General features: G+C 70.3%; 21 protein-coding genes. 9 read left to right on the top strand and 12 right to left on the bottom strand.

Annotated elements, in window-relative coordinates; genetic code table 11:
• Nucleotides 1-411 precede the first annotated feature (411 nt).
• Complete coding sequence (locus D7Y11_RS20945) at nt 412-1,323, top strand: transposase (protein ID WP_158641974.1); 912 nt, start codon at nt 412-414, stop codon at nt 1,321-1,323.
• An 18-nt stretch (nt 1,324-1,341) separates the two neighbouring features.
• On the opposite strand, the gene D7Y11_RS20940 is transcribed toward D7Y11_RS20945, so the two are convergent.
• Both D7Y11_RS20940 and D7Y11_RS20935 read right to left on the bottom strand, forming a co-directional pair.
• Nucleotides 1,342-2,097: a hypothetical protein gene (locus D7Y11_RS20940; RefSeq protein ID WP_126934590.1), complete on the bottom strand. Its 756-nt coding sequence runs from the start codon at nt 2,095-2,097 to the stop codon at nt 1,342-1,344.
• 64 nt (nt 2,098-2,161) lie between these two features.
• The gene (locus D7Y11_RS20935; RefSeq protein ID WP_199753756.1) at nt 2,162-6,505 is read right to left on the bottom strand and encodes a DEAD/DEAH box helicase; all 4,344 of its coding nucleotides are present in this window, start codon (nt 6,503-6,505) and stop codon (nt 2,162-2,164) included.
• Nucleotides 6,506-6,740: 235 nt separating this feature from the next.
• Here D7Y11_RS20935 and D7Y11_RS20930 point away from each other — a divergent pair, with 235 nt between their 5' ends.
• From D7Y11_RS20930 to D7Y11_RS20915, 3 genes are all read left to right on the top strand, one after another.
• Complete coding sequence (locus D7Y11_RS20930; RefSeq protein WP_158624251.1) at nt 6,741-6,899, top strand: DUF1778 domain-containing protein; 159 nt, start codon at nt 6,741-6,743, stop codon at nt 6,897-6,899.
• Between the two features lie 16 nt (nt 6,900-6,915).
• Nucleotides 6,916-7,653 carry a double-CXXCG motif protein gene (locus D7Y11_RS20925; protein WP_158641973.1) on the top strand — a complete coding sequence of 246 codons (738 nt, stop codon included), beginning with the start codon at nt 6,916-6,918 and terminating at the stop codon, nt 7,651-7,653.
• A 204-nt stretch (nt 7,654-7,857) separates the two neighbouring features.
• Nucleotides 7,858-9,111: a hypothetical protein gene (locus D7Y11_RS20915; protein WP_121776135.1), complete on the top strand. Its 1,254-nt coding sequence runs from the start codon at nt 7,858-7,860 to the stop codon at nt 9,109-9,111.
• Nucleotides 9,112-9,125: 14 nt separating this feature from the next.
• On the opposite strand, the gene D7Y11_RS20910 is transcribed toward D7Y11_RS20915, so the two are convergent.
• A complete protein-coding gene (locus D7Y11_RS20910) occupies nt 9,126-9,416 on the bottom strand; it encodes a zf-TFIIB domain-containing protein (RefSeq protein ID WP_126934587.1) in 291 nt (96 codons plus the stop codon).
• Between D7Y11_RS20910 and D7Y11_RS20905 the strand changes: the two genes are divergently transcribed.
• Both D7Y11_RS20905 and D7Y11_RS20900 read left to right on the top strand, forming a co-directional pair.
• The gene (locus D7Y11_RS20905; protein ID WP_126934586.1) at nt 9,400-9,708 is read left to right on the top strand and encodes a hypothetical protein; all 309 of its coding nucleotides are present in this window, start codon (nt 9,400-9,402) and stop codon (nt 9,706-9,708) included. The genes D7Y11_RS20910 and D7Y11_RS20905 overlap by 17 nt on opposite strands.
• A 381-nt stretch (nt 9,709-10,089) precedes the next feature.
• Nucleotides 10,090-11,025: a pirin family protein gene (locus D7Y11_RS20900; protein WP_120574386.1), complete on the top strand. Its 936-nt coding sequence runs from the start codon at nt 10,090-10,092 to the stop codon at nt 11,023-11,025.
• Here the strand turns inward: D7Y11_RS20900 and D7Y11_RS20895 are convergent.
• Together D7Y11_RS20895 and D7Y11_RS20890 are read right to left on the bottom strand one after the other, a co-directional pair.
• Nucleotides 11,016-11,624, bottom strand: a complete 609-nt coding sequence (locus tag D7Y11_RS20895) for a DUF2378 family protein (protein ID WP_120574385.1) — start codon at nt 11,622-11,624, stop codon at nt 11,016-11,018. The two genes, D7Y11_RS20900 and D7Y11_RS20895, sit on opposite strands and share 10 nt — an antisense overlap.
• 83 nt (nt 11,625-11,707) lie before the next feature.
• The gene (locus D7Y11_RS20890; protein ID WP_121751756.1) at nt 11,708-13,168 is read right to left on the bottom strand and encodes an ATP-binding protein; all 1,461 of its coding nucleotides are present in this window, start codon (nt 13,166-13,168) and stop codon (nt 11,708-11,710) included.
• A gap of 174 nt (nt 13,169-13,342) precedes the next feature.
• Here D7Y11_RS20890 and D7Y11_RS20885 point away from each other — a divergent pair, with 174 nt between their 5' ends.
• Entirely contained in the window at nt 13,343-14,302 is a 960-nt protein-coding gene (locus D7Y11_RS20885; RefSeq protein ID WP_120574383.1) for a PLP-dependent cysteine synthase family protein, read from the top strand.
• A gap of 6 nt (nt 14,303-14,308) precedes the next feature.
• On the opposite strand, the gene D7Y11_RS20880 is transcribed toward D7Y11_RS20885, so the two are convergent.
• The 3 genes from D7Y11_RS20880 to D7Y11_RS20870 all read right to left on the bottom strand — a co-directional run bounded on the left by D7Y11_RS20880 (nt 14,309) and on the right by D7Y11_RS20870 (nt 18,412).
• Nucleotides 14,309-15,400, bottom strand: coding sequence for an aromatic ring-hydroxylating dioxygenase subunit alpha (locus D7Y11_RS20880; protein WP_120593387.1), 1,092 nt, complete (start codon nt 15,398-15,400; stop codon nt 14,309-14,311).
• Nucleotides 15,401-15,441: 41 nt separating this feature from the next.
• On the bottom strand, nt 15,442-15,855 hold the full coding sequence (locus D7Y11_RS20875; RefSeq protein WP_126934585.1) for a four-helix bundle copper-binding protein: 414 nt from the start codon (nt 15,853-15,855) through the stop codon (nt 15,442-15,444).
• A gap of 88 nt (nt 15,856-15,943) precedes the next feature.
• Nucleotides 15,944-18,412 carry a heavy metal translocating P-type ATPase gene (locus D7Y11_RS20870; RefSeq protein ID WP_126934584.1) on the bottom strand — a complete coding sequence of 823 codons (2,469 nt, stop codon included), beginning with the start codon at nt 18,410-18,412 and terminating at the stop codon, nt 15,944-15,946.
• Nucleotides 18,413-18,684: 272 nt separating this feature from the next.
• Between D7Y11_RS20870 and D7Y11_RS20865 the strand changes: the two genes are divergently transcribed.
• Entirely contained in the window at nt 18,685-18,960 is a 276-nt protein-coding gene (locus tag D7Y11_RS20865; protein WP_126934583.1) for a hypothetical protein, read from the top strand.
• Between the two features lie 21 nt (nt 18,961-18,981).
• Here D7Y11_RS20865 and D7Y11_RS20860 read toward each other — a convergent pair whose 3' ends face one another.
• On the bottom strand, nt 18,982-19,557 hold the full coding sequence (locus D7Y11_RS20860; RefSeq protein ID WP_120574379.1) for an RNA polymerase sigma factor: 576 nt from the start codon (nt 19,555-19,557) through the stop codon (nt 18,982-18,984).
• Nucleotides 19,558-19,572: 15 nt separating this feature from the next.
• Complete coding sequence (locus tag D7Y11_RS20855; RefSeq protein WP_120574378.1) at nt 19,573-20,151, bottom strand: hypothetical protein; 579 nt, start codon at nt 20,149-20,151, stop codon at nt 19,573-19,575.
• Between the two features lie 120 nt (nt 20,152-20,271).
• Between D7Y11_RS20855 and D7Y11_RS20850 the strand changes: the two genes are divergently transcribed.
• Nucleotides 20,272-20,736, top strand: a complete 465-nt coding sequence (locus D7Y11_RS20850; protein WP_120574377.1) for a hypothetical protein — start codon at nt 20,272-20,274, stop codon at nt 20,734-20,736.
• A 5-nt stretch (nt 20,737-20,741) separates the two neighbouring features.
• Here the strand turns inward: D7Y11_RS20850 and D7Y11_RS20845 are convergent, their stop codons facing one another.
• Together D7Y11_RS20845 and D7Y11_RS20840 are read right to left on the bottom strand one after the other, a co-directional pair.
• Nucleotides 20,742-22,148, bottom strand: coding sequence for a sigma-54 dependent transcriptional regulator (locus D7Y11_RS20845; RefSeq protein WP_126934582.1), 1,407 nt, complete (start codon nt 22,146-22,148; stop codon nt 20,742-20,744).
• The gene (locus tag D7Y11_RS20840) at nt 22,145-23,458 is read right to left on the bottom strand and encodes a sensor histidine kinase (protein WP_126934581.1); all 1,314 of its coding nucleotides are present in this window, start codon (nt 23,456-23,458) and stop codon (nt 22,145-22,147) included. Before D7Y11_RS20840 ends, D7Y11_RS20845 begins: the two co-directional genes overlap by 4 nt.
• Nucleotides 23,459-23,621 lie beyond the last annotated feature (163 nt).

Here is a 23,621-nt window from a genome sequence, read left to right as displayed (position 1 = left end):
GCTCTTCGTTGATGGCCACTTTGCGTCCCCGCATGGCCTCTCTTACTGCTCCCCACCACTCCGCCTCGCACGCAGCTGTCAGGTAGGCGTCTGGCGATCCGCTCGCTTAAATGCGGGGATCACTCAGCATGCTCCCCTCGCTGCATGCGGCGGCGCAGCGGCATCGCCTGCCCGTCTCGGTGCAAGCGCTCTACAAGAAGGTGAACCGGACCGAGCCGGCGGTCCTCAGGGCGCTGATGCGTGGCGCGTACGCTCGGCTGGCTCCGGTGCGTTGCGCGATGGGCTCGGGGGACGCGGTTTGCGAAGGGATGGCTGTCCGCATCGTGGACGGCAACGACTTGCCGGCGAGTGACAAGCGCCTCGCGGCGTTGCGCGGCCTCCGGGGCGCCGCGACGCCGGGCCCAGTCCCTCGTGCTTTACGACCCGGACCTGGACCTGGTGGCCGACGTGCTGCCCTGGGAGGACGCGCATGACCATGAGCGCTCGCTGCTGAAGCATCTGCTGCCGCAAGTCGAGCCAGGCCACCTCTGGGTGGCGGACCGGGGTTTCAGCACGCGCTCGATTCTGCAGGCCTTCGCCGCGCGCGACGCCTTCCTGCTGGTGCGGGAGCATGCTCGCAATCCCTCGCCGACCGAGGGGCGCCCGCGACGCAAGGTGGGGCGAATCGAGACGGGCACGGTATTCGAGCAGTCGGTGTCCATTCCAGACGGAGCCAGTGGCGTGCTGCGGTTGCGGCGAATCGAGATTGAGCTCGACACTCGGACCGAGGACGGCGAAACCGTCATCCGGCTGCTGACGAACGTCCCAGCGGGCCGCAAGGCAGCCACCACCCTCGCCCGGCTGTACCGTACGCGCTGGCGGATTGAATGCCTTTTTGGCCGCCTGGAGTCTGTCCTTGAGAGCGAGGTGCGAAGCCTTGGCTCACTCCGGGGCGCCCTGCTTGGATTCTGCGTCGCACTGGTAGCCTACGACGTGTTGGCTCTTCTGCAGGCGGCGGTGCGGACCGCGCATCCGGTGTGCCGGGAGAAACCCATCTCCCCTTTCTACATCGCGGCCGAACTGCGCGAGTACTACGGCGGAATGAAGGCCGCCCTCCCGGAGGAAGTCTGGGTGCCCTACGAAAGCCAGACATCGGCGCAATTGGCCCGGACGCTGGTGGAAATGACAGGGCACGTCGACCCGATGACGCTTCTCAAGCATCCTCGCGGACCGAAGCCAAGGAGGCAGAATGGCTACGCGCCAGGCAGTGAGGTGCGCCGGCAGGTCGCGACGTCACGCGTCCTCGCTGCCGGCACTGTCGACTACGTCAAGCAGGATGTTTAGAGGGGTGGCTCTTACGAGTCACTCATCCTGATTTGGAATGGTACTGGGACAACCCGATTCCATAACCCGCTCCCGGGACCGAATCGCGCCTGCGCACCTATAGACGCACCCCCACCTACCGGTTACCTCCCTGAACTTCTCGCTATACACCCTGCAAACACCGGGCTCCCCCAACAAAGCAATTGCCTTATCAACATGCCTCGCGGTTTTGGCGTCTGATATCCCAGGCCGGATGTCCTTCAGATAGGGAACCGCCTCGGAGGATGCCAGCTTGATCAAATCATCAACAGTCGAGAACTGATCCTTCGGGTCCTGTCTCTGCCGCAAGCGTTCAACGAGAATTCCTACCCTCTCATTGCTCGGCGAAACCTCGATCAGTGCATCCAGGGCGGACCTCGAAAGCTCAAAGCCAACCTTGTCACTAGAGGCCAGCCCCTTGAGCAACTCCCGAGAATATCCCTTCTTCAGGAGCACCAATCCATCCACGGCAGCCTCAATCAAAGACGGGTTACCACCATCCCCCGACTTCGCAGCATCCGCGACAAGCTTCTCAAAAAGAGGCGCCGCATCCTCACCATGCCTCTTCAAAAAGGCTTGAAAGCCTTGCTCGCCCTTCCTTTCTTCATTCACCAGCGCCATTTGATCAGCCAGAACGGCACGCTCCAACTCTGACTGCAATCGCAACTGCTCCACAGCGCCCTCCTGCGTACAGGCGCTCATCATCACAACCATCAACAGCGGACTACAAAGAGCGTACACGACCGACTTTCTCAACAAATTCGGCCTCCTGCTTGGAAACGTCCACGCTTTTCGAATCTGGCCCTGTTCTGAAGTAGAGTCAGTTCACCTGCGCGAGCGTTCCATCGGCTTCCGCCTCCTCGTTCTCAGACGCGTCCTCCACCGCGTCCACGCCCTGCGGAATCCCATCCACGTAGGTGACGACGTTGTTCGGCAGCGCGGCCACGCGCGGGCCCGGCGTCACCACGCTCGTGAGGTTCAACGGATCCACTCCGGACAACTGGATGCGCACGCCTGACGGAGGTGCTCGCCGCACCGCTCGCGCCATGTCCACGGCTTCCGGCAGCGCGAACTGCTCCCCCACGAAGCCTGACACGAAGCGTCCGCCTCGCAGCTCGCCTCGCGCCTCCATGCGCCGGTAGACGAGCAGCAGGTCGCGCCACGTGGGCGCCAGCGATTCGCGCATCACCAGGTCGCGCCAGACGATGCCGTAGCGCTGGAGAAACAGCTTCGCCAGCGACTCCGTCACCTCTTCCTGCGACTTCGGCTCCGCCGGCGCCAGCAGGCTCCAGCGGCCCGGCCCACCCCGGTTGAGCAGCTTCTGCCGCTTGCGGTGCGCCGGGCTCTGCAGGATGCGCAGGTTCTGCACCGCGTCCGCCGTGACGAGCCCCTTCGCCACCAACTCCCACAGCGCGTCCTCCACCTCCGCGGGAAGCCGCCGCGCTCGCGTCACCAGGTCCTGGAAGAAGCACGCACCCCGCCGCTCCAGCACGCCCACCACGTCCTTCGCCGCCGCGCTCAGGTCCGGCGGCGTCCACACGCCTCCGTCCGCAAGCACCGCGTGCGGACGCGCCGCCGCGAGCATCCACTCCAGGTCCTCGCGCACCGTGAACGTCAGCGGCGCGTTGCGCGTCGGTGAAGACCGCTTCGCCACCACCGGCTCTGGCGCCTCCACCGGCGCGCCCCGGCGCGGGCCCGCGGGCTTCGGCGGATCCTTCAGCGTCACCCGCCCCCACGCCACCTCGCCCGCGTAGCACGCGCGCTCCATCAGGTCCGGCGTGTAGCCCCGCATGCGCGCGGGCAACAGGAAGCGCTCCCACGCGGAGGCCGGCGCTTCGTACCCCTGCAGCAGCCGCACCGCCTTGAGCAATCCCGTGGAGCCTCGCAGCGCGTCCATGTCCTCCAGGTGGTGCCACCGGAAGAGGAAGCGCATGAAGTCCTGCGGGCTCAGCGGTTCAATCTCACGGCGCAGCCGCCCCACCGTCAGCCGGTGGATGCGCTGGAGCAGGCGCCGGTCGCACCACTCCAGCACCGGGCTTCCGTCCGCGTCCCGAGGCACCGGCACGTCGTCCTGCGCGCGGAACTGGCCTCGCAGCACGCTGCCCTGACTCTCCAGGTTGTGCAGCGCCAGGTTGATGTCATCCGGATCCAACAGCGTCAGCCGCGCCAGCTCCGTCACCGTCGTGGGCCCCACCAACTCCATCCGCCCACGCACCACCTGGAGCACCGCCGCGTCGCGCTCCACCGGCCGGTCGTACTCCAGCACCGGCAACACCGGCTGCGTCCGCGCGTCCGGGAAGAGCGCTCGCACCGCGTTGCCCCGCTCCGCCGACACCAGGAACCGCCCGCCCTGCCGCTCCAGCCAGGCCACGCGCCCCTGCTTGAAGAGCCCTGTCTCCAGGCCTCGCGGCACCTCCGACGCTCGCACCAGCACCAGCTGCAACAGCGCGTCGTGCAGTTCGTCCTCGTCGCGCATCGGCTGCGCGGCGTCCTCCACCACCTGCCGGATGGCGTTCGCGTCCAGCGCCCCGAACGCCGCTGCGTCCTCCGCGGGCATCGCGCGGCGCAGGGCCACGTTGCGCACGCGGCGCTCCTCGGCCGGCGCGTCGTCCAGGAAGGTGTAGGGCTGGCTGTTGATGAGCGCGTGCGCGAAGACACTCGGCTCCGGGACGTCTCGCGCGACCAACTGGATGCGCCCGTCCTTCATGCGCCGGAGCACCTCGCGCAGCCCGTCGATGTCCATCGCCTCGCGCAGACAGTCGTCCATCGCCTGCTTCACCAGCGGATGGTCCGGCAGCTCCACGTCCCCGCCGCCGTGGTTGTCCTGGCAGCCCACCTGCGCGGGGAACACCGCCGCCAGCAGGTCCTCGCTGCGCGCGCGCTGGAGGTTCGGCGCCACGCGCTTGCCGCCCATCATCCGGTGCAGCGTCAACGCTCGCGACGCCACCCATCGGAAGCGCGTGCCAAAAATCGGCGCCTGGAGGATGGCCTGCACCAGCACCTCCTCCACGTTGTCCGGGTGCAGGAAGTCGAAGATGTCCGCCAGCGGGAACGAGTGCTGTTCCCCCAGGCTCAGGAGGATGCCGTCCTCCGTGGCCGCCGCCTGCAACTCGAAGTCGAACGAGCGGCAGAAGCGCTTGCGCAGCGCCATGCCCCACGCGCGGTTGATGCGGCTGCCGAACGGCGCGTGGATGATCAGCTGCATGCCGCCGGCCTCGTCGAAGAAGCGCTCGGCGACGATCTGCGTGTGGCTGGGCACCACGTCCCCCAGCATCTTCTTGCCCAGCCGCAGGTAGCCCAGCAGCGCATCCACCGCGGGCGGCGGCACGCGCAAGAGCTTCTCCAGGAAGCCCGCAGGGTCGTCGTGGCGCAGTAGCTCTTCGCGCAGCCGGCCCACCTGGAGGCTCAGCTCGTCCGTGCGGCCCGGGGCCTCGCCACGCCAGAAGGGCACGTTGGGCGGCGCGCCCTTCGCGTCCTCCACCATCACCGTGCTGCCCATGACGCGCTGGATGCGCCACGCGGTGCTGCCCAACAGGAAGATGTCTCCCGGCGAGGACTCCACCGCGAAGTCCTCGTCCAGCGTGCCCACCACCTTGCCTTCCGGCTGCGCGGTGACGCTGAAGTTGAACGTGTCCGGGATGGCGCCGCCGTTGGTGAGCGCGGTGATGCGCACGCCCCGGCGCCCCTTGAGCCGCTGGTTCACCCGGTCCCGGTGCAGGTGGATGCTGCCCCGGCCCCGGCGCTCGGAGACGCCTTCCGACAGCATCTCCAGCACCTGCTGGTACTCCTCCCAGGTGAGGTCCTGGTACGGGTACGCGCGCTGGAAGATGCTGAAGAGGGCGCGCTCGTCCCATTCCTCGCACGCGCACGCGGCGACGATCTGTTGCGCCAGCACGTCGAGCGGCTTCTTGGGGATTCGGACCGCGTCCAGATCGCCCTCGCGCACGGCGTTGAGGAGCGCGACGCACTCCACCAGCTCGTCGCGCGTCATCGCGAAGAGGACGCCCTTGGAGATGCCCGCCTTGTGGTGGCCCGCGCGGCCCACGCGCTGGAGCAACACGGAGATGGCCTTGGTGGTGCCCAGCTGCACGACCAGGTCCACGTTGCCCACGTCGATGCCCAGCTCCAGCGACGCGGTGGCGACCATCACGCGCAGCTGGCCGGCCTTGAGGCGCTCCTCGGCGGACAGGCGCATCTCGCGGGACATGCTGCCGTGGTGCGCGGCCACCGACTGCTGGCCCAGGCGTTCGCCCAGGTCGTGCGCCACGCGCTCGGACATCTTGCGCGTGTTGACGAAGATGAGCGTGGTGCGGTGCTCGCTGGAGAGTTGGATCAGCCGGTCATAGACCTGCCCCCACATCTCGTGGCTCGCGATGGAGGACAGCTCCGCGTCCGGAATCTCCACCTTGAGGTCCCACGGACGCTGGTGGCCGACCTCCACGCGCTTGCACTCGGTGAGGGACGCGCCGGTGAGGAAGCCGGAGATGGCGTCCAGCGGCTTCTGCGTGGCGGACAGGCCCAACAGCTGGGGCCGCACGTCGGTGAGGGCCTTGAGGCGCTCCATGGACAGCGCGAAGTGGCTGCCGCGCTTGTCCCGGGCGAGCGCGTGGATTTCGTCCACGATGACCGTGCGCACGTGGCGCAGGGTGGCGCGGGCGCGCTCGGCGGTGAGGTAGAGGTAGAGGGACTCGGGCGTGGTGATGAGGATGTGCGGCGGGCGGCGCACCATCTGGGCGCGCTCGCCCGCGGGCGTGTCACCGGTGCGCACCTGCACGCGCAACTGCTGCGGTTCGTAGCCCTCCTCGCGCGCCAGGGTCATCAGCTCCTCCAGCGGCTGGAGGAGGTTCTTCTGCACGTCGTTGCCCAGGGCCTTCAAGGGCGACACGTAAAGGACGCGCGTGTGGTCGGGCAGCGTGCTGTCGAGCGCCATGCGAAACAGCGAGTCCAGCGCCGCGAGGAACGCCGTGAGCGTCTTGCCGCTGCCCGTGGGCGCGGCGATGAGCACGTCGTGGCCGGCCTGGATGAGCGGCCAGCCTTCAACCTGCGGACGGGTGGGTTCACCCAGGCGTGAGGCGAACCAGCGCCGCACCACCGGGTGGAAGGCGGCGAGCGCCGGATGGGCCGCGAACTCCGACGTGAAGGCGAGGGCGATTTGAGGGGACATGGCGGGCTCCCAGAGGGCCAGCCTGAACACAGGTACAGCGCGTCGTCAACGGACGGGGGGTGCCGACTTCGGCATCCAGGGCAGGGGATGTCGGAGGGACCGCGTATCCCCCTGAACCCTCGGAGGATTCGTCTCCCAGCAGGACGCAGGGTAATCAGGCGGGCAGGCTTCGTGTCGTCGCCGGACACCCCCCCGTCAGAGCCGCTCCGTCACAGTCATGGACCCAAAACATCCGATGCTTGCAGAGGACGACTCACCCTCCATCTGGAACGAACGCGAGGAAGTCCGCGTGGTGCTGCCTGACAGTGATTTCGATCGGCTCGTGGATGCGTTGGAGAAGCCAGCGAAGCCTCTGCCCCGGCTGCTGGAGCTCGCGCGCAAGAAGGCCCGCTGACGTTCTGGAAGGACAGATGCGCTTCTACCAACTCCAACGTCCGGCCCCTTCCACTCCGAGACACTGGAGCGGCAGCATCTCCGCCGAGCACGTCTGGAGCTTGCCCGGGGTGGAGTGCCCCACCTGCCATGAGACGTGGAGTGGCCAGTTCACGCTTCCCAGCGTCGATCTGTCTTCGTTACCCGGACGCGACCTGCTGGTGGAGCCGCGTGTCGAACCCCACGCGGAATACGCGCGCCTCGCGTCCCGCGTGCAGCCGTTCCTCCCAACTGGAGTGTCCCCGGAACCCGGCATGCAGTTCGGTCCGCTTCGTGGCACGGCACACGGAACCTTCGGACCTTTGAGCGCGCGCTACGGATGGGAGGCGCTGGTCACGCAGGAAGCATTGCGACACCTCCAGGCCGTGGGGATCCGGGGGCTCGCTCCCGTGCGCGCGGAGCTACAGGGACTCGATGCCGGGGTCGTGCTGTACGAGTTGGAGATTCCCTTGCGCGGGCTTCTGCACCGGGACGCGGTCCTGACCGGCCCCAGGTGCCCGACCTGCGGATGGTACGAGGTGCGAATCTCGCCCGAACCCTGGCTGGATGGAGCTGCCCTCCCTCACGACGTGGACCTCTTCCGCCCCGCGAACGGAACCACGTACACCTTCGTCACCGAACGCTTCGTCGAGGCACTCGAAGCCTTGGGCCCATCGGACGTGACGTTTCGCGAAGCCGGTGTCGTGCCGGCATCCCGCATGGGTTCGGTTCACTGAGCTCAGCGCCGGACCGCCCAGGCCAATCCGTCCGGCCTTCCTCCGACATCGATGTGGCCGTGACCTCCAACGTCTTGAGGTCGATGACGGCGACGTCGTTGTCAGGCGTGCACGACACGGACGCCGGGTGCCCCCACCCGGGGCCCAGGCCTCCCTCCAGACGGGGGGCTGTGCCAAGGAATGTGGCGCGGTAGCCTCGTTCGGATGACCCGAGTCTTCTTCTCCGACCTGGAGACACACTCGCCCAGCGGGCGCTTCACCCTGACGGCCCGCTCGCCCCACAACGGGGCGATCCTCCGCCGCGGCGGGCGGAAGGCTTCCTGGTGGTGGGGCAGGCGCACCGCGTTCCAGAACGAGTTCCGCTTCCAGTTGCTCGAACACATCCCCGGGAGCGCCGAGCCTCGCCTTGTCTGGGAGCGGTGGCAGAAATGGAACGAGAGCAGTCCGCACCAACTGTTCGTCTCGGACACGGGCTGGTCCATCCTCCGGACCCACGGCCCTCAGCTCATCGCCGTGTCTCCCTCGGGACGCGACGTGCTTCGGGTGGACATCCTCGGTCCCAGGGAAGGGAAGGTGGGACGCAATGCGTGGCAGGCCGACCACGCCACGTACACGACCGCGGGGCTGTTCTGGTCGAAGCATGCGTGGCCCTACTTCTTCCGCGACGCCGAGACGGACTTCTTCATCTGGCGGACGCACAGAGGGCAGCGGCTGGTGCTCGACCTCACCCACGCGGCCATCCTCCCGGAGGCGGATGTCCGGGCTCGCGAATGGGATGCCGCGGAGCAGCGCGATGCGTCCGCGCTGCTGGCGATGCTGACGGAGCAACTCCAGGAGGTTCAAGCGCTCCTGTCGAAGTCATCCACTGCTCCGCAGAAGGAAGTCCCCAGCGAGTTGCGGAAGCACCTCGACAGGGTGGTGGGCGCCGTCGTGCTGGTGGGAGCACACCGCATCCACGCGTGCCTGCCACTCCTCCAGCAGTGGGAATCCGTGGAGGATTGGAGCAGCGTCTCGCGCAGCTCCGTGTTCCGCGAGGCGTCCCTGGAGGAGCAGGCCTTCCGCCCCATCGTCCAGCAGTCCCTCCGGCGGCTGGGGGTCCAGCCCCGGGGCTTCGCGGCCTATTCCTTCCTCGACGCGAAGCATGAACGGTACGCGATCCCAGAGTGCCTGCCGGACCGGCGCGAGCGGGCAGCGACCCTGGAGAAGACGATGTCGGCATGGGAAGTCCTCCAACGGGTGGGAGCACCGGACCTCATCCATCACGGGACCGAGCTCTCCGACGACGTGGAGCGCGCGTTCGAGCACTGGGAATACGACTTCCAGGCCGACGGCCAGTGGACGACGCTTCAGTTGCGCTGGGAGCTGAACTCGCGCCCGCCCTTCATCGCCGAGCTCCAGGAACGCCCTTCCTCCTGGCTCCAGTCGAACGCGCGCGAGCAGGCACTGCTGGAGCGCTAGGCTGGAGCCACGGCTCACCTCAGCCAGACATCGCAGTGCGGACAGCGGTCCAGCGACAGGGTGGGCGATCCGTCCGAATCCGTGTTGTCGAAGTCCTGCAGGTTGTTCCCGCATCCCGGACACAGCAGGTGGAAATACCTGCTGACCATGGAGGTCAGGCTGGCGCAGATGAAGCCCGCCGCGAAGGGGACCCCCGCCAGGTCCCACCCGTCCGGAGGAGGCGCGCGCCGCAGGAAGAGCCAGAGGCCCCCGCCCAGCAGCCCCACGACACCGCCCGCGAACACCACGGTGTGGTGCAGCGCCAACCGCCTGCTGAACTCCTCGCGGATCCTGACGAACCGCTGGAAGTCCAAGTCCCTCCGGGCGGACACCGCGAGCCTGGAGCTGGCGCAGCGCATCGCGGACGACGGGTTCGCCCAACAGGCGGATGACCGCCGCTGGATTCGCGCCCCGGATGAGGAACGCCGCATCCAGCGCGGGCTGGCCCACCTGGATGTCCCGTTCCTTCGAGGCCCCGCGCCAACGCAGCCCCCACCCCTGGGGGAGCAGCGCGAAGTCCTGAGGCAGCTTCACCCCCAGCGTGAGACGAAGCCGTGAGGCTCCCGTGCGCAACAGGGACACCTCCACCGGATGGCCCCGGTAGCGCCCCGCCAGCAGCACGCGCGTGGACGACGGGAACGGTGACAGCTCCAGGATGGGGCCCAGTGCCCGCCAGCGACGCCGGGCCCATGCGCGGCGCCACGCCCGGAGCGTCAGGGGTGTCAGCGCCAGTACGGTCGCGACGGCAAGCCCGAGGAACCCAGGGGACATTGTGAGGCCCAGGCTAAACGCGGATCCAACACGGAGAAAGCACGGCGTCCAACGGTGCCTCCCCACCCCGGTCCGAGTGAAGCGTCCGAGCGCGGAACGTCCAGGAGAAAGTGGCCGCGCGGGACGGGAACCCAGGCAGACTGTGCCCCCTCGAAAAGGAGAGACACCATGAGCTGGGAAGAAGACCTGCAGGGCCGTGAGCCCCCGCCCTCCCTGGAGACGCTCATCGTCCCGCGCGTGCGCGACCTGGGCGACGGCTTCCACGTGCGCCGCGCCCTGCCCTCCGCGCGCCGCCGCATGGTCGGCCCCTTCATCTTCCTGGACCAGATGGGCCCCGCGGACTTCGACCCCGGCCGCGGCCTGGACGTGCGCCCCCATCCGCACATCGGCCTGTCCACCGTCACCTATCTCTTCGAGGGCGAAATCCTCCACCGTGACTCGCTGGGCTTCGTGCAGCCCATCCGCCCCGGCGCCGTGAACTGGATGACCGCCGGCCAGGGCATCGCCCACTCCGAGCGCACCGGCCCCGAAACCCGCTCCGCCGGTGGCCGCCTCTTCGGCATCCAGGCGTGGATCGCCCTCCCCAAGCAGCATGAAGAGGTCGCCCCCGCCTTCGTCCACCACCCCGCGGACACGCTCCCCATCATCGACGGCGAGGGCATCCACCTGACCGTCATCGCGGGCCAGGTGCATGGCGGCAAGTCCCCCGTGCGCGCCCACTCCGACCTCTTCTACGCGGACGCGAAGATGGAGGCGGGCTCCCGCTTGAAGCTCTCCGCCGAATACGAGGAGCGAGGCCTCTACCTCGTCGAGGGCACCGTGGAGGTGGAGGGCACGCGCTTCCAGCCCGGCGAACTGCTCGTGTTCAAGCCGGGCAGCGAAATCATCCTCAAGGCGGAGTCCTCCGCGCGGATGATGCTCCTGGGCGGCGAGCCCATGGACGGCCCGCGCTACCTCTTCTGGAACTTCGTGTCGTCCTCCAAGGAGCGCCTGGAGGCCGCCAAGGCGGACTGGAAGGAAGGCCGCTTCGCCGCCGTGCCCACGGAGACGGAGTTCATCCCCCTGCCTCCGGATGATCCGCCGGCGCCCGTGCGCTACCCGTAGAGCCGGCGCACCGGCGCGAGCGTGCCCGCGGGCCGCTGCGACTTCGCCTGCGACCACGTCAGCCGGTACGTCGCCGCCGTCCCGTCGAAGGCGATGGGCTTCACCTCGGGTGAGCCCGCGCCCGACGCGCGCAGCGTCTCCGCCAGGAAGCCGCAGGCGAAGAAGGGGTTGTCCGCCAGCACGTCCTTCACCCACAGGGTGGCGTCCTGCTTGGACAGCTCCTCCACCCGCACCTCGTTGAAGTTGTTGCCCGCGCGCAGGTTGTACGGCACGCGCTCCAGCGTCTTCTGCGGCCCCAGGTGCGTGACCAGCTGCATGCTCGCCCGCCCCACGGACGTCTGCTGGAAGCCCTTCAGGTAGCGGGCGCCCAGCTCCAGGTAGGCCGACTCCAGGGACTGGCCGGGGAAGACGTCCCGCGCGGCCACGTCCAGGAAGACGCGCCACTGCTCCAGCGAGTAGTGGGGGCGCAGCGGCTCGGACAGGTTCAGGCCCGCGGCCTTCAGCTTCTGGCGCCCGTCACGCGTCAGGTACGGCCCCAACGCACGCACGAAGAGGGCTTCCACGCTCTGGGCGAAGATTTGCTTTTCGGATGGGACCATGCCCCCAGGGTGGGGGCGCGCCTGCGCATCCGGAAGGGTGGCCGCAATGCATCCGTCCACGAGTCGTCAAACCCGTAGGATTTTCAGCCTCGCGGCAGACGCACCGTGAAGGTCGTCCCCTGGGCCTCGGTGGAGGTCACCTTCACGGTGCCGCCGTGGGAGTGGACAATCTGGCCGGCGATGTAGAGCCCCAGGCCCAGCCCTCCGGCCGCGCCGCGCTCCCGGTCGCTGCGGCCGGCGCGGCGCCACGCGGCGAAGAGGTGCGGCACCTGCTCCGCCGGAATGGGCGCACCCAGGTTGTGCACCCGCAGCACGGCCTCGCCGTCCAGGCCCTCCGCGCTCACGCGCACGGGTGAGTCCGGCGGGCTGAACTTGAGCGCGTTGGACACCAGGTTGCCCACCACCTGCTCCAGCCGGTCCGCGTCCCACGCGCCGCGCCCGTCACCCTGCACGTCCAGCATCACCTCGCGCTGGGGCTGGCTGGCGCGCGCTTCCTCCACCGCGCCGCGCACCACGTCGAACAGGTCGCACCGCGAGCGCACCACCGGCAGCCCCGCGCCCAGCCGCGCCCGCGCGAAGTCCAGCAGCTGGCGGATCATCCGATCCATGCGCACGGCGCTGGTGAGGATGCGCTCGGTGAAGACGCGCTGGCGGTCGGACAGCTCGCCCTGGCGCTGGAGCTGCTGCGCGGACATGGACAGCGCGTTGAGCGGGTTGCGCAGGTCGTGGCCCAGGATGCCGATGAACTGCTCGCGGAAGTCCTCCGCGTTGCGCAGCTCCGTGACGTCCTGCCCGGTGGCGATGACGGCCTCCACCGCGCCCGTGGGTCCGGTGGCCGGGGACATCGTGTACTCGAAGTGCCGCGGGCCCTGGTCCGAGGACAGGCTGACGCGGCCGCGCTGCACCTGGCCCGTGCGCCGCGCCGCGTCCAGCGCCTTCGCGTAGGGCTCCAGCTGCGGGTCCATCACGCGAATCGCGTCCATGCTCCTGCCCGGCACGTGCACGTGGTGCGAGCCACGCGACGCGGCCACCGCCTGGTTGGCGTAGATGAGCGTCCCGTCGCCGTCATAGAGCGCGATGGGGTCCGCCGCCGCGGCCATGGCCAGCTCCAGGAGGCGGCGCTGCTGCTGCACCTGGTCGGAGAGGACGCGCACCTCTCGCTCGGCGCGGCGCAGGCGCAGGAGCGCGTGCACCTGGGCCACCAGCTCCTCTGGATCCACCGGCGCCACCAGGTACGCATCCGCGCCGTGCTCCAGCCCCTGCGCCCGGTCCGCGGCGCCCACCGCCTGCGCGGACAGGTGCAGCACCAGCGCGCTGCGAGTGCGCGGGGAGGCCTTCAGGCGCCGGCACACCTCCAGACCGCTCATGTCCGGCAGGCGGACGTCCAGGATGACCAGGTCGGTGTGCTCGTCCGCGAGCGCCAGCGTCTCGACGCCCGTGCCCGCCTCCAGGACCTGGAAACCCGAAAGGGACAGCACGCGAGACGTGACGTAACGGCTGGCCAGGTCGTCGTTGACGTTGAGGATGGTGGGCGAGGAAGGCATGCAGGCGGATGAAACCGTGGCCCTTCTTCGTAATGGCTGCCCCTGGATGCGCCAAGTGTTGCACGTGGGAAAATGTCTTCTCCGACGGAACAGCCAGGGGAACGGGCGTCCGCCGCCGCTCGCTGGACGACAGGCTGGCTCCCCCGCTGGCGCGTTTCGCGATAGGGATGACCCATGCGCCCTCCCTGCCGCCCGCTTCCCGCTGATGGTCGCTTCCTCCAGGCCGTGGGGCCCACGCCGCTCGTGCCCGTGCGGCTGGACCCGGAAGGTCCGACCATCTGGTGCAAGTTGGAGTTCCTCAATCCCAGCGGGTCCACGAAGGATCGCATCGCCCGGTACATGCTGGAAAAGGCGTGGCGTCTGGGGGACCTGAGCCCGGGCGGCGACGTGGTGGAGGCGTCCAGCGGCTCCACCAGCATCGCCATGGCGTTGGCGAGCGCGCAGATGGGCTGCCGCTTCACGGCGGTGATGCCGGAGGGCGTGACGGAGGAGCGGCTCATCGCCATCCGCGCCTACGGCGGCGAGGTGGAGCTGGTGCCGCGCTCGGAAGGCATCCGGGGTGCCATCGCGCGGGCGGAAGCGCTGGCGAAGGAGCGCGGCGGCTACGCGCCCCGCCAGTTCGAGAACCCGGACAACGCGGAGGCGCACCGCGTGTGGACGGGGCAGGAAATCCTGGCGCAGGTGCCGGGCGGGCTGGTGCACGGCGTGGTGAGCGGCGTGGGCACGGGCGGCACCATCGTGGGCCTGTTCCAGGCGTTCGCGGAAGCGGGCTGTCCGGTGACGCCCTTCGTGGCGAGGCCCATCGCGGGGCTGGGCTGCGACATCGAGTGTTGCAGCTTCAGCGCGCGCGTGCCGGGCGTGGTGGACGGCCTGTCGAAGCTGTACCGCGAGGCGGACATGCCGGGCCGGGTGGAGCTGGATATCTCGGACGACCTGGCCATGCGCACCGCGCGGGCGCTCATCCGCCGGGGCTTCCCGGTGGGCCCGTCCTCCGGCCTCAACTACGCGGCGGCGGTGGAGGCGGCGAAGCAGCTGGGCCCGCAGGCCCAGGTGGTGACGGTGTTCCCGGACCGCATGGAGCGCTACTTCTCCACGGAGCTCGTGCAGCCCCGGGCCGCGCCCAAGGCCGGCTGAAGGCCCCTACGTGCGCATGCGCACGCGCGTCTCGTGCACCGTGTCCGGAGGCGGCGCGGTGCGCTCGCGCTCCTGGGCGCGCATCAGGCGCAGGATGCTGGGCCCCAGGACGTCAATCTCCGTGGAGGCGTAGGCCTCCGTGCCGAAGCGGCGGATGGAGTCCGTCTGCCGCTCCAGGATGCGCACGTCCTGCCCGAAGATGTGCAGGCCCACCGGCAGCACGAAGGGCACCGCGGCCTTGAGCAGCCAGCGCGGCACGGGCAGCTTCACCGTCACCACCGCGTACACGAGCGTGTCCCAGTCATCCACCGGCGTCATGGCGGAGTTGACCAGGATGTGGCTCTTCTCCCCGATGCGGTACTCCACCTGCGCGATGGACGGCATCAGGAAGCGGTCGAAGTGCTGCACCACCCCACCGCCCGGCGCGAGCAGCCGCCCCACGAGCCCCTTGGGCGCGGGCTCGCCCAGGTACTCCGCCTCCACGCGGTCCGCGCTCCTGCGCACCACCACGTCGATTTCGTTCTTCTTCTCCGCGGTGCGGAACAGGCCACCGTGGAGGAATGCCGTGTGCGGCACGTCCAGCGTGTTCTCCAGCACCGCGTGCAGCGACCCCGGCGCGCGCAGCACCCGGCGCACGGTGGTGTAGTCCGCCGCGTCCAGCAGCGGGAAGCGGAAGGGCTCCGACGTGGGCTCCACGCCGGGCGTGGAGTAGACCCAGACGAAGCCGTCCTGCTCGCGCGTCGGGTAGGAAGCGGCACAGCGGGAGCGGGCCTCGGGCTCACCCACCAGGCCGGGGATGAGCCGGCACTGGCCACCGGTGTCGAAGCGCCACCCGTGGTAGCCGCACTCCAGCTGCCCGTTCTGCACGCGCCCCAGTGACAGCGGCACGTTGCGGTGCGGACAGCGGTCCATCAGGGCGCCAGGCTTGCCGCCCTCGCCCCGGAAGAGCACCAGGGGCGTGCCCTGCAGCGTGCGCGCGAGCGGCTTGTCCCCCAGCTCGCGAGACGTGCAGAGGATGAACCAGGAGTGCGGAAGCCGGACGACGGAGATGTGACTGGGGGACGCACCTGGGGTGCGCCCCTCCTCGCGGGCGGTCATGCGCCCAGTCTAATGGGCCCGGGCCTCCGTGCACGCCCCCTTCAGGCGGGCAGGTCGGCGAAGCGTTGGGCGGCCTCCGGGTTGAGGGGCTGGGGCATCACCCCGCCGCTCATCCTCCGGCAGGACTCCTCGCAGCGGCGGCACGCGTCCGCGCAGTCCTCCATCATCCCCTCGTCGCCCATCTCCTCGCAGGCGGTCGCGCAGGCGGCGCACACCTCCGCGCAGGCGAAGCATGTGCGCGAATGCAGGTCCGAACCGCGCAGCATGAAGCGCGCGCTCGTCTCGCAGATGTCCGCGCAGTCCATCAGCAGCCGGAGGTGCCCAGGCTCGGCGAGCCTGCCTCCCCGCTTCAGACAGTCCGCCAGGGTCTCCAGGCAGACGCGGCGACAGGCCGTGCAGTTGTCGATGCACTCCCGAATCGCGTCGTCGCCTCGCATCACTTCGGCATTCGCCATGGTGGGGGTCCTTTCGGGCCTCACGGTGGGCACGCGCGGGGACGCCACCATCCCGCCGCGCGTGCCCGACTGGCCGGTTGCTTCCGGACTAGAGCTTCAGCCGCCGCAACCGCAGGGCGTTGCCGATGACGGACACCGAGGAGAGGCTCATCGCCGCGCTCGCGAACAGCGGGCTCAGGAGCAACCCGAAGACGGGGTACAGCACGCCCGCCGCCAGCGGCACTCCCAGCAGGTTGTAGACGAAGGCGAAGAAGAGATTCTGCCGGATGTTGCGCAGCACGGCCTGGCTCAACCCACGCGCCCGAGCGATGCCTCGCAGGTCGCCCTTCACCAGCGTCACGCCCGCGCTCTCCATCGCGATGTCCGTGCCCGTCCCCATGGCGATGCCCACGTCCGCTCGCGCCAGCGCCGGTGCGTCGTTCACGCCGTCGCCCGCCATCGCCACCACGCGCCCCTGGGCTTGCAACGCCTTCACCGCGTCGCCCTTCGCGTCTGGCTGCACACCGGCAATCACCTCCGTGATGCCCAGCCTGCGCGCCACCGCGTGCGCTGTCGTCGGGCTGTCTCCGGTGAGCATCACCACGCGCAGGCCTTCGTCCCGCAGCCTCGCCAGGGCTTCCGGCGTGGAAGGCTTCAGCGGATCCTCCACACCCAGGAGCCCCGCCGCGCGGCCCTCCATCGACACCAACACCACCGTCTGGCCCTCCTGGCGCAGCGCCTCCGCGCGCTCCGTCAGCGCCTCCACCTCCACGCCCAGGCTCCGCATCAACGCCGCGTTGCCCAGCGCGACCTCGCGGCCTCCCACGCGGCCCCGGACGCCCTGCCCTGGCACGGACTGGAAGTCCTCCACGCCACCGGGGGACACGCCTCGCTCCCTCGCGCCCGAGACCACGGCGGCGGCCAGCGGGTGTTCGCTGCCTCGCTCCAGGCTCGCGGCCTGGCGAAGCAGTTCGGAGGCGTCCACACCAGGCGCGGGCTCAACCGTCACGAGTCGCGGCTTGCCCTCCGTGAGCGTGCCCGTCTTGTCCACCACCAGCGTGTCCACCGCCGCCATCCGCTCCAGCGCCGCCGCGTCGCGGATGAGCACGCCCATGCGCGCGCCCTGCCCCGTTCCCACCATCACGGACATGGGCGTGGCCAGGCCCAGCGCGCACGGGCAGGCGATGATGAGCACCGCCACCGCGTTCACCAGCGCGTGCGCGAGCCTCGGCTCCGGACCCCACACGCCCCAGACCACCGCCGTCACCACCGCCACCGCGATGACCGCGGGCACGAAGATGCCGGCCACCCGGTCCGCCAGCCGCTGGATGGGAGCTCGCGTGCGCTGCGCCTCGGCCACGCGCTGGACGATGCGCGACAGGAGCGTGTCCTGTCCCACTCGCTCCGCGCGCATCACGAGCGTGCCCGTGCCGTTCAGCGTGCCGCCCGTCACCTTCGCGCCCGGGCCCTTCTCCACCGGCACGGGCTCACCGGTGACGAGCGATTCATCCACCGCGCTCGCGCCCTCCAGCACCTCGCCGTCCACCGGCACCTTCTCACCGGGGCGCACGCGCAGGCGCCATCCGGCGTGCACCTGGGACAGCGGCATGTCCTCTTCGTGGCCGTCGTCCGAGATGCGCCTCGCCGTGGCGGGGGCCAACGACAACAGGGCCCGCAGCGCACCAGACGTCGCGTGGCGGGCGCGCAACTCCAACACCTGCCCCAGCGCCACCAGCGTGAGGATGATGGCCGCGGCCTCGTAGTACACGGGCACGCTGCCGCCGTGTCCCGTGCGCGCGCCTTCCGGTAGCAGGTGCGGAAACAGCGTGACGCCCACGCTGAAGGCGTACGCCGCGCCCGCTCCCAGCGCGATGAGCGTGAACATGTTCAGGTGCCGGTTCTTCACCGACGCCCAACCCCGCTGGAAGAACGGCGCCCCCACCCACAGCACCACCGGCGTCGCCAGCGCGAACTGAGCCCACACGAGCGCCGAGGGCGACAGTCCGTGCCGCACCGGCAGCATGTCCGACATGCCCAGCAGCATCAGCGGCGCGCTCAGCACCAGGCCCACCCAGAACCTTCGCGTCATCGAACGCAGCTCCGGATCCGGCGGCTCCTCCACCGTCACCGTGCGCGGCTCCAGCGCCATGCCGCACTTCGGGCAGGTGCCGGGCCCGTCGCTCACCACCTCCGGGTGCATCGGGCAGGTGTATTCGACGCGCGTCTGGAGGACGGGCGGCGCTTCGGACTCCAGCGCCATGCCGCACTTCGGGCATGCCCCTGGCGCGTCCTGCCGCACCTCCGGATCCATGGGGCACACGTACACGGCGCCCGGCGCGGCGGGCGGTGGCGGCGTCCGGGGCTGGAGGAACCGCGTGGGGTCCTCCTGGAAGCGCTGGCGGCACTTCGGGCCGCAGAAGAACCAGGTGTGCCCCTCGTGCTCCCAGCTCCCGCCCTTCGGTGCGCGAGGGTCCACCTCCATGCCGCACACGGGGTCGATGGCGGGCCCCTCCCCGCCCACGGAGGGCGGCGACCGGGGTGAAGGCGGAACAAGGTGATGCGGATGGTGATGCGTCATGGGGAAGCCTCCTTTCCCCGGGCCAACGCGGCACCCGGCGCGCTCTTACACATGCGTAACCCTCCCTCCCGAAGCCCGTGCCGCCCGCGCTCGTCCCACTGGGAGGCAGGGCGCCAGGCGGGCCCGGGGGTTTGTCCGCACGGGGCTTCTTCCGGTAGGACGCGGCGGGCCCGACGCGAAACGGCCAGGAAGATCCGCTCGCTCCGTGTGGCCAGGGAAGCAAGGTCGGGGCCCGACCAGGGAGGGCATCGAATGCGACGCATGTGGGGGACGTGGGGGGCGCTGCTGGCCCTTCTCACCGGCGGCTGTCCCTGCCCGCCCTGCGCTTCGTGGGCGGCGACGTGACGGTGAGCGCCAACGCCCGGCTGGACTCGCTCATGCTGGGCACGGCGACGGCCTTCCCCCTGTGGGTCGAGCGCAGCCTGTTCGTGGAGGACAACCCGAAGCTGCCCACGTGCCGGGCCACCGCGCTCGCGGCGAGCGTGTTCCAGGGCGAGGCGTGGGGCGTGAACATCGACCGGAACGAAGACGCGGCGACCTGCCGCTGAGGCCCCGGAGCCGCAGGCGCCTCAGCGGCGCGGCTTGCAGGAGCAGTCCAGGCAGCCGTGCGCCGCGCACGCGCCGCAACCGCGCTCCAGCGAACGCTTGAGCGCGAGCCGCGCACGGTGCAGCCGCACGCCCGCGTTGTTGGGGGTGATGCCCACCTCGCGCGCCACGTCCGGCACCGCCCGCCCCTCCAGGTCCACCTGACGCACGAGCTGCGCGTACTCAGGCTTGAGCGTGGGCAGCAGGTCCGCGAGGCACGCGCACACCGCGCCCTTCAGCTCCGGGTCCTCGGTGGCGGAGTCCGCGTCGCGCGCCTCCACCTCCAGCGCGCGTCCTTCCGCGGCCTGCCGACGGTGGTGATCCACGAGCGCGTTGCGCAGCAGGCGGTAGAACCACGCCACCGCGCTTTCGCCGTCCTTCAGCGCCCCACCCTTCTCCAGGGTGCGGGCGAAGGCCGTCTGGAAGAGGTCCTCCGCGACGGCCCGGCTGCCCACCCGCCGCTCCACGAAGGCGAGGAAGCGGCGCTGATGGGCCAGGAGCGCCGCCACCACGTCCTCGCGGTCCGGGGGCAGCCCTGCGTCTGGCCCTTCAGCCTCCATGCGACTCCCTGACGACTACGGAGGGCCGTTGCCCTGGCGCACCGAGTTCAGCTCCACCGCGGTGGCGTAGATCTGCGCCCACGCACGGTACTTGAACTTCGACAGCGTGCCCTTCTGGTCGTTCGCGTAGTCGAACATGTCCGAGCGGAACTGCGCGTCCGCGGCCTTGCGGGCCTCCGGCTTCAGCGGCGTGCCCTTGCGGTCGTAGTAACGCAGCAGGTCGTAGCCGTAGTCGTGCGTCTTGGCCGCCTTGTCGAACTCCTTCACCGGGCCAATCTGGCCGGGGACAGAGGCGTAGCCGAGCGGATCCTGCATGCGCTGGCCGTGCGGCGTCTGGATGGCGTAGGGCTTGTAGCCCATCACCTGCTCGAAGTCCGCCGGGGGCGGGCGCGCGCCGGTGAGGTACTCGTTCATCAGCTTGCCGTGGTCGCCCGGGGGCGCCTTGCTGATGGCGCCCGTGCGCTGGGCGGCGGTGGTGCCAGGGGAGAAGGAGTCCTTCACCACGTTGCGCGCGGCAGGGGCGGCGGGACGCGCGGTGGGGGAATCCGTTCCGGAGGTCTGCGGCTGGCGGACGGGCGAGTTGCGGATGATCATGGGGGGCCTGGGGGAGAAGTCTTCTCGATTTTTCGGAAACCGCCGCCCCAAAGTTGCGGATCCCCAACCAAAGTCGCGCAGAATGCATGCAACGCACCGCGTGGTGCACTGGGAGACACTGTGAAGAGCTACCCGTATTCCGAAGGAATCAAGGAACTGCGCGCCGGCAACTTCGAGAACGCGCAGCGTCTGGTCGAGCAGGCGAAGAAGCAGGGGGACGCTTCCGTGGAGGAGCTCACCGCCATGGCGTTCGCGATGGACGGGCACAACCAGCGCGGGTTCGCCACGGAGCTGCTGCAGGAGGCGCTGAAGCAGGAGCCCTCGGCGGTGGATCCGGCCTGTGCCCTGGCCATGTATCACCTGGAGAAGCAGGAAGACGCCCAGGCCGCGGCCGTCCTCAAGCCCGCGCTGGACGCCACTCCGGATCACCCCAAGGCGAACCTGTGTATGGCCATGGCCCTGGCGAAGACGGAGGCCGCCAAGGCCCGCGCTCACGCCGCCAAGGCCGCGAAGGACACCGACGCGGACGTCCGCGCGCAGGCGGAGGCGCTGGACAAGGTGCTCTCCGAGCACGAGCCCCGCTAAAGGCCTCAGTCGCCGCGCTTGAAGTCCTCCGTGCGGACGCCATAGCGCTTGAGCAGGCGGTGCAGGCTCTCGCGTTCCATGCCCGCGCGCTCGGCCGCGTGGGTGACGTTGCCGGAGAACTCCTGCATCAGCGCGGTGAGGTAGTCGCGCGACACGGCGTCGCGCACGCGGTCCACCGCCTCTCGGTAGGGCTGTTTCGCCAGTGCCTCCGCTGGCAGCGGCCCCGGGGCCGCGGAGGTACGGGCGGCGGTGAGCTCGGGCGGCAGGTCCTCCGGAGTGATTCGGGGGCCCGCCGCCACCGCTACCGCGCGCGCCACCGCGTTCTGCAGCTGCCGCACGTTGCCGGGCCAGGGCGCGGCGGTGAGTGCCTGGAGTGACGGGGGCGTGAAGCCCTCCAGCTCCGGCCGTTTCGCGCCAGCGAGGAAGTGCATGGCGAGCAGCGGGATGTCCTCGCGGCGCTCGCGCAGGGCGGGCATCCGCACCGTCACGCCGCCCAGCCGGTAGTAGAGGTCCTCGCGAAAGCGCCCCCGAGCCACCTCCTCGGCGAGGTCCCGGTGCGTCGCCGCCACCACGCGCACGTCCACCGTCACCGGCGTGGTCGTGCCCACGCGGCGGATCTCCTTCTCCTGGAGCGCGCGGTTGAGCTTCACCTGCACGGGCAGCGGCAGGTCGCCCACTTCGTCCAGGAAGAGCGTGCCGCCGTGGGCCTCCTCGAAGAGGCCGGCCTTCGCGCCGGTCGCGCCGGTGAAGGCGCCCTTCGCGTGGCCGAAGAGCTCGCTCTCCACCAGCTCCGCCGGCAGCGCGCCGCAGTTCACCGCGACGAAGGGCTTGTCGCGGCGAGGGCTCTCGCGGTGCAGCGCGCGGGCGGCCAGCTCCTTGCCGGTGCCCGTCTCGCCGGTGAGCACCACGGTGAGGTCGCGCGCCGCCACCTGCGCGAGCAGCGCGTGCGTCTTCTGGAGCGCGGTGCTGGTGCCACGCAGGCCGTGGAAGTCCGGCATGCGCGCCACGCGGGCGGCGAGTCCGTGTGCATCCCGCCGTTGGCGCTGACGCTCCAGGGCACGGGCGACCACCAGGGCCACCTCGTCCGGGTCGAAGGGCTTGGACAGGTAGTCGTATGCGCCGTCCTTGATGGCCTCCACGGCCTTGGGGATGCTCGCGTAGGCGGTGACGAGGACGACCTCCGTGTCCGGCGCGCGCCGCTTCACCTCGCGCAGCACCGTGAACCCGTCCGCGCCCGGCATCTGGATGTCCGTGACGACCACGTCGAACGTGCGCGCGGAGACCAGGGCCAGCGCCTGCACACCGTCGGGCGCGGTCGTCACCGCGTACGCGTCCCCGAGGATGCGCGCGAACAGCTTGAGCATGTTCTCCTTGTCGTCCACGACGAGGACCGAAGGCTTCGCGCCGCTCATGCCGCAGCCTCCTGTTCACGCGACGGCGCGGGCAGGGACAGCGTGAAGCGCGCGCCGCCCAGGGCCCCGGAGTCCACGTCGATGCGGCCGCCGTGCGCCTCCGCGATGGCCTGACTCACCGCGAGCCCCAGCCCCGTGCCGGAGGGCTTCGTCGTGAAGAAGGGCTCGAACAGCCGCGCCCGCGCTTCCGGCGTCACCCCGGCCCCCGAGTCCGACACCGCCACGCGCGCGCTCCCGTCCGCGTCCACCGCGATGCGCACCTCCACCCGTCCTCCCTCGCCCGCGGCCTCCGCCGCGTTCTTCACCAGGTTGAGCAGCACCTGCCGCAGCCGGGGCGCCTGCACCCAGGCGGTGCCCTCTCCGTGCACGTCCACCGTCACGGTGCCCAGGCGCGTGGCTTCACGCAGGCGGGAGACGACCTCCTCGCACGCGTCGCGCAGCGCCACCGGCTCACGTGGCCCGCGGCCCGGACGCGCCAGGTCCAGCAGTCCCTCCACGATGTCCTGGCAGCGCACCGCCTCCTCCTCCACCACGCGCAGGTCCTCCGCGAGCGTTCCCTCCGCCCGCCGCTGCAACAGCCGCACGTACCCGAGGATGACGCCCAGCGGGTTGTTGATTTCATGCGCCACGCCCGCCGCCAGCCGGCCAATGCCCGCCAGCTTCTCGTGCTGGACGAGCCGCGCCACCGCGTTGCCGATGTACACGCCCACCCCGGCCGCGAACAGCGTGGCCCCACTCAACAGCAGCAGCGCCCAGCGGAAGCTGTCTCGCTCCACCGCGCCCACGTGCGCCTCGAAGGCATCCATGGACGCGTCCGAGTCCGCCGTCAGCCCGTCCACCCGCGCCTGGATGCGCGACACCCACTCCAGCGCGCGCCCATGCGCCGCCTCCACCGCGCCCGCGTCCTTCGCCATCACCGCGGGCAGGAGCGTGTCCCGGTAGAGCGTGTCCAGCGCGTCGCCCGACGCCTGGATGTCCGCCACCGCCGCGCGCTCTTCCGCGTCGCGCGCGTGCTCCGCCAGCCGCCGCGTCAGCGCCTCCACGCGGGCTCGGGCCTCGGTGTGGAAGCGCCGGTGGCTGTCGTTGCCCAGGATGATGGTGTGCGCCAGGTGCGCGTACTGGTCCCTCACCGCCGTGGCCAACTCCCGCGCCTCCCGCGCGCGGCCGCCCACCTCGCGCAGCGCACGCGTGCCCTCGTGGATGTCCGCCAGCCGGCCGAGCGCATAGCCCGACGCCGCCGCGAACAGCGCCACCAGCGCGCCGAACGCGAGCAACACCCTGCGGGTCGTGGTGCCGGAGACAGGTCCCATGGGAAGCCCTCTTATACGGCGCGCGCCCCTTTTCGCCCGCGCCTGGCGCATGTCCTCCCCAGGCCATCCAAAGCCGCATTCCCCTTGCACCCCTCCCCTCCGGCCGAGCATGACTCGCACGAGGCGGCGCGGGCCCATCCTTGGGGGACACACCCGTTGCCGG

This window comes from Corallococcus sp. AB018, assembly GCF_003986945.1.
GTDB classification, from domain to species: Bacteria; Myxococcota; Myxococcia; order Myxococcales; family Myxococcaceae; genus Corallococcus; species Corallococcus exiguus.
Note: the sequence above shows the minus strand (reverse complement) of the source record. Positions and strands in the feature narration are given on the sequence as shown.

Coding starts and splice junctions, on each gene's coding strand:
- D7Y11_RS20935 (WP_199753756.1), bottom strand. CDS start 6,505: ATGTCCCCTCAAATCGCCCTCGCCTTCACGTCGGAGTTCGCGGCCCAT.
- D7Y11_RS20930 (WP_158624251.1), top strand. CDS start 6,741: ATGCTTGCAGAGGACGACTCACCCTCCATCTGGAACGAACGCGAGGAA.
- D7Y11_RS20925 (WP_158641973.1), top strand. CDS start 6,916: ATGCGCTTCTACCAACTCCAACGTCCGGCCCCTTCCACTCCGAGACAC.
- D7Y11_RS20915 (WP_121776135.1), top strand. CDS start 7,858: ATGACCCGAGTCTTCTTCTCCGACCTGGAGACACACTCGCCCAGCGGG.
- D7Y11_RS20900 (WP_120574386.1), top strand. CDS start 10,090: ATGAGCTGGGAAGAAGACCTGCAGGGCCGTGAGCCCCCGCCCTCCCTG.
- D7Y11_RS20895 (WP_120574385.1), bottom strand. CDS start 11,624: ATGGTCCCATCCGAAAAGCAAATCTTCGCCCAGAGCGTGGAAGCCCTC.
- D7Y11_RS20890 (WP_121751756.1), bottom strand. CDS start 13,168: ATGCCTTCCTCGCCCACCATCCTCAACGTCAACGACGACCTGGCCAGC.
- D7Y11_RS20885 (WP_120574383.1), top strand. CDS start 13,343: ATGCGCCCTCCCTGCCGCCCGCTTCCCGCTGATGGTCGCTTCCTCCAG.
- D7Y11_RS20880 (WP_120593387.1), bottom strand. CDS start 15,400: ATGACCGCCCGCGAGGAGGGGCGCACCCCAGGTGCGTCCCCCAGTCAC.
- D7Y11_RS20875 (WP_126934585.1), bottom strand. CDS start 15,855: ATGGCGAATGCCGAAGTGATGCGAGGCGACGACGCGATTCGGGAGTGC.
- D7Y11_RS20870 (WP_126934584.1), bottom strand. CDS start 18,412: ATGACGCATCACCATCCGCATCACCTTGTTCCGCCTTCACCCCGGTCG.
- D7Y11_RS20860 (WP_120574379.1), bottom strand. CDS start 19,557: ATGGAGGCTGAAGGGCCAGACGCAGGGCTGCCCCCGGACCGCGAGGAC.
- D7Y11_RS20855 (WP_120574378.1), bottom strand. CDS start 20,151: ATGATCATCCGCAACTCGCCCGTCCGCCAGCCGCAGACCTCCGGAACG.
- D7Y11_RS20845 (WP_126934582.1), bottom strand. CDS start 22,148: ATGAGCGGCGCGAAGCCTTCGGTCCTCGTCGTGGACGACAAGGAGAAC.
- D7Y11_RS20840 (WP_126934581.1), bottom strand. CDS start 23,458: ATGGGACCTGTCTCCGGCACCACGACCCGCAGGGTGTTGCTCGCGTTC.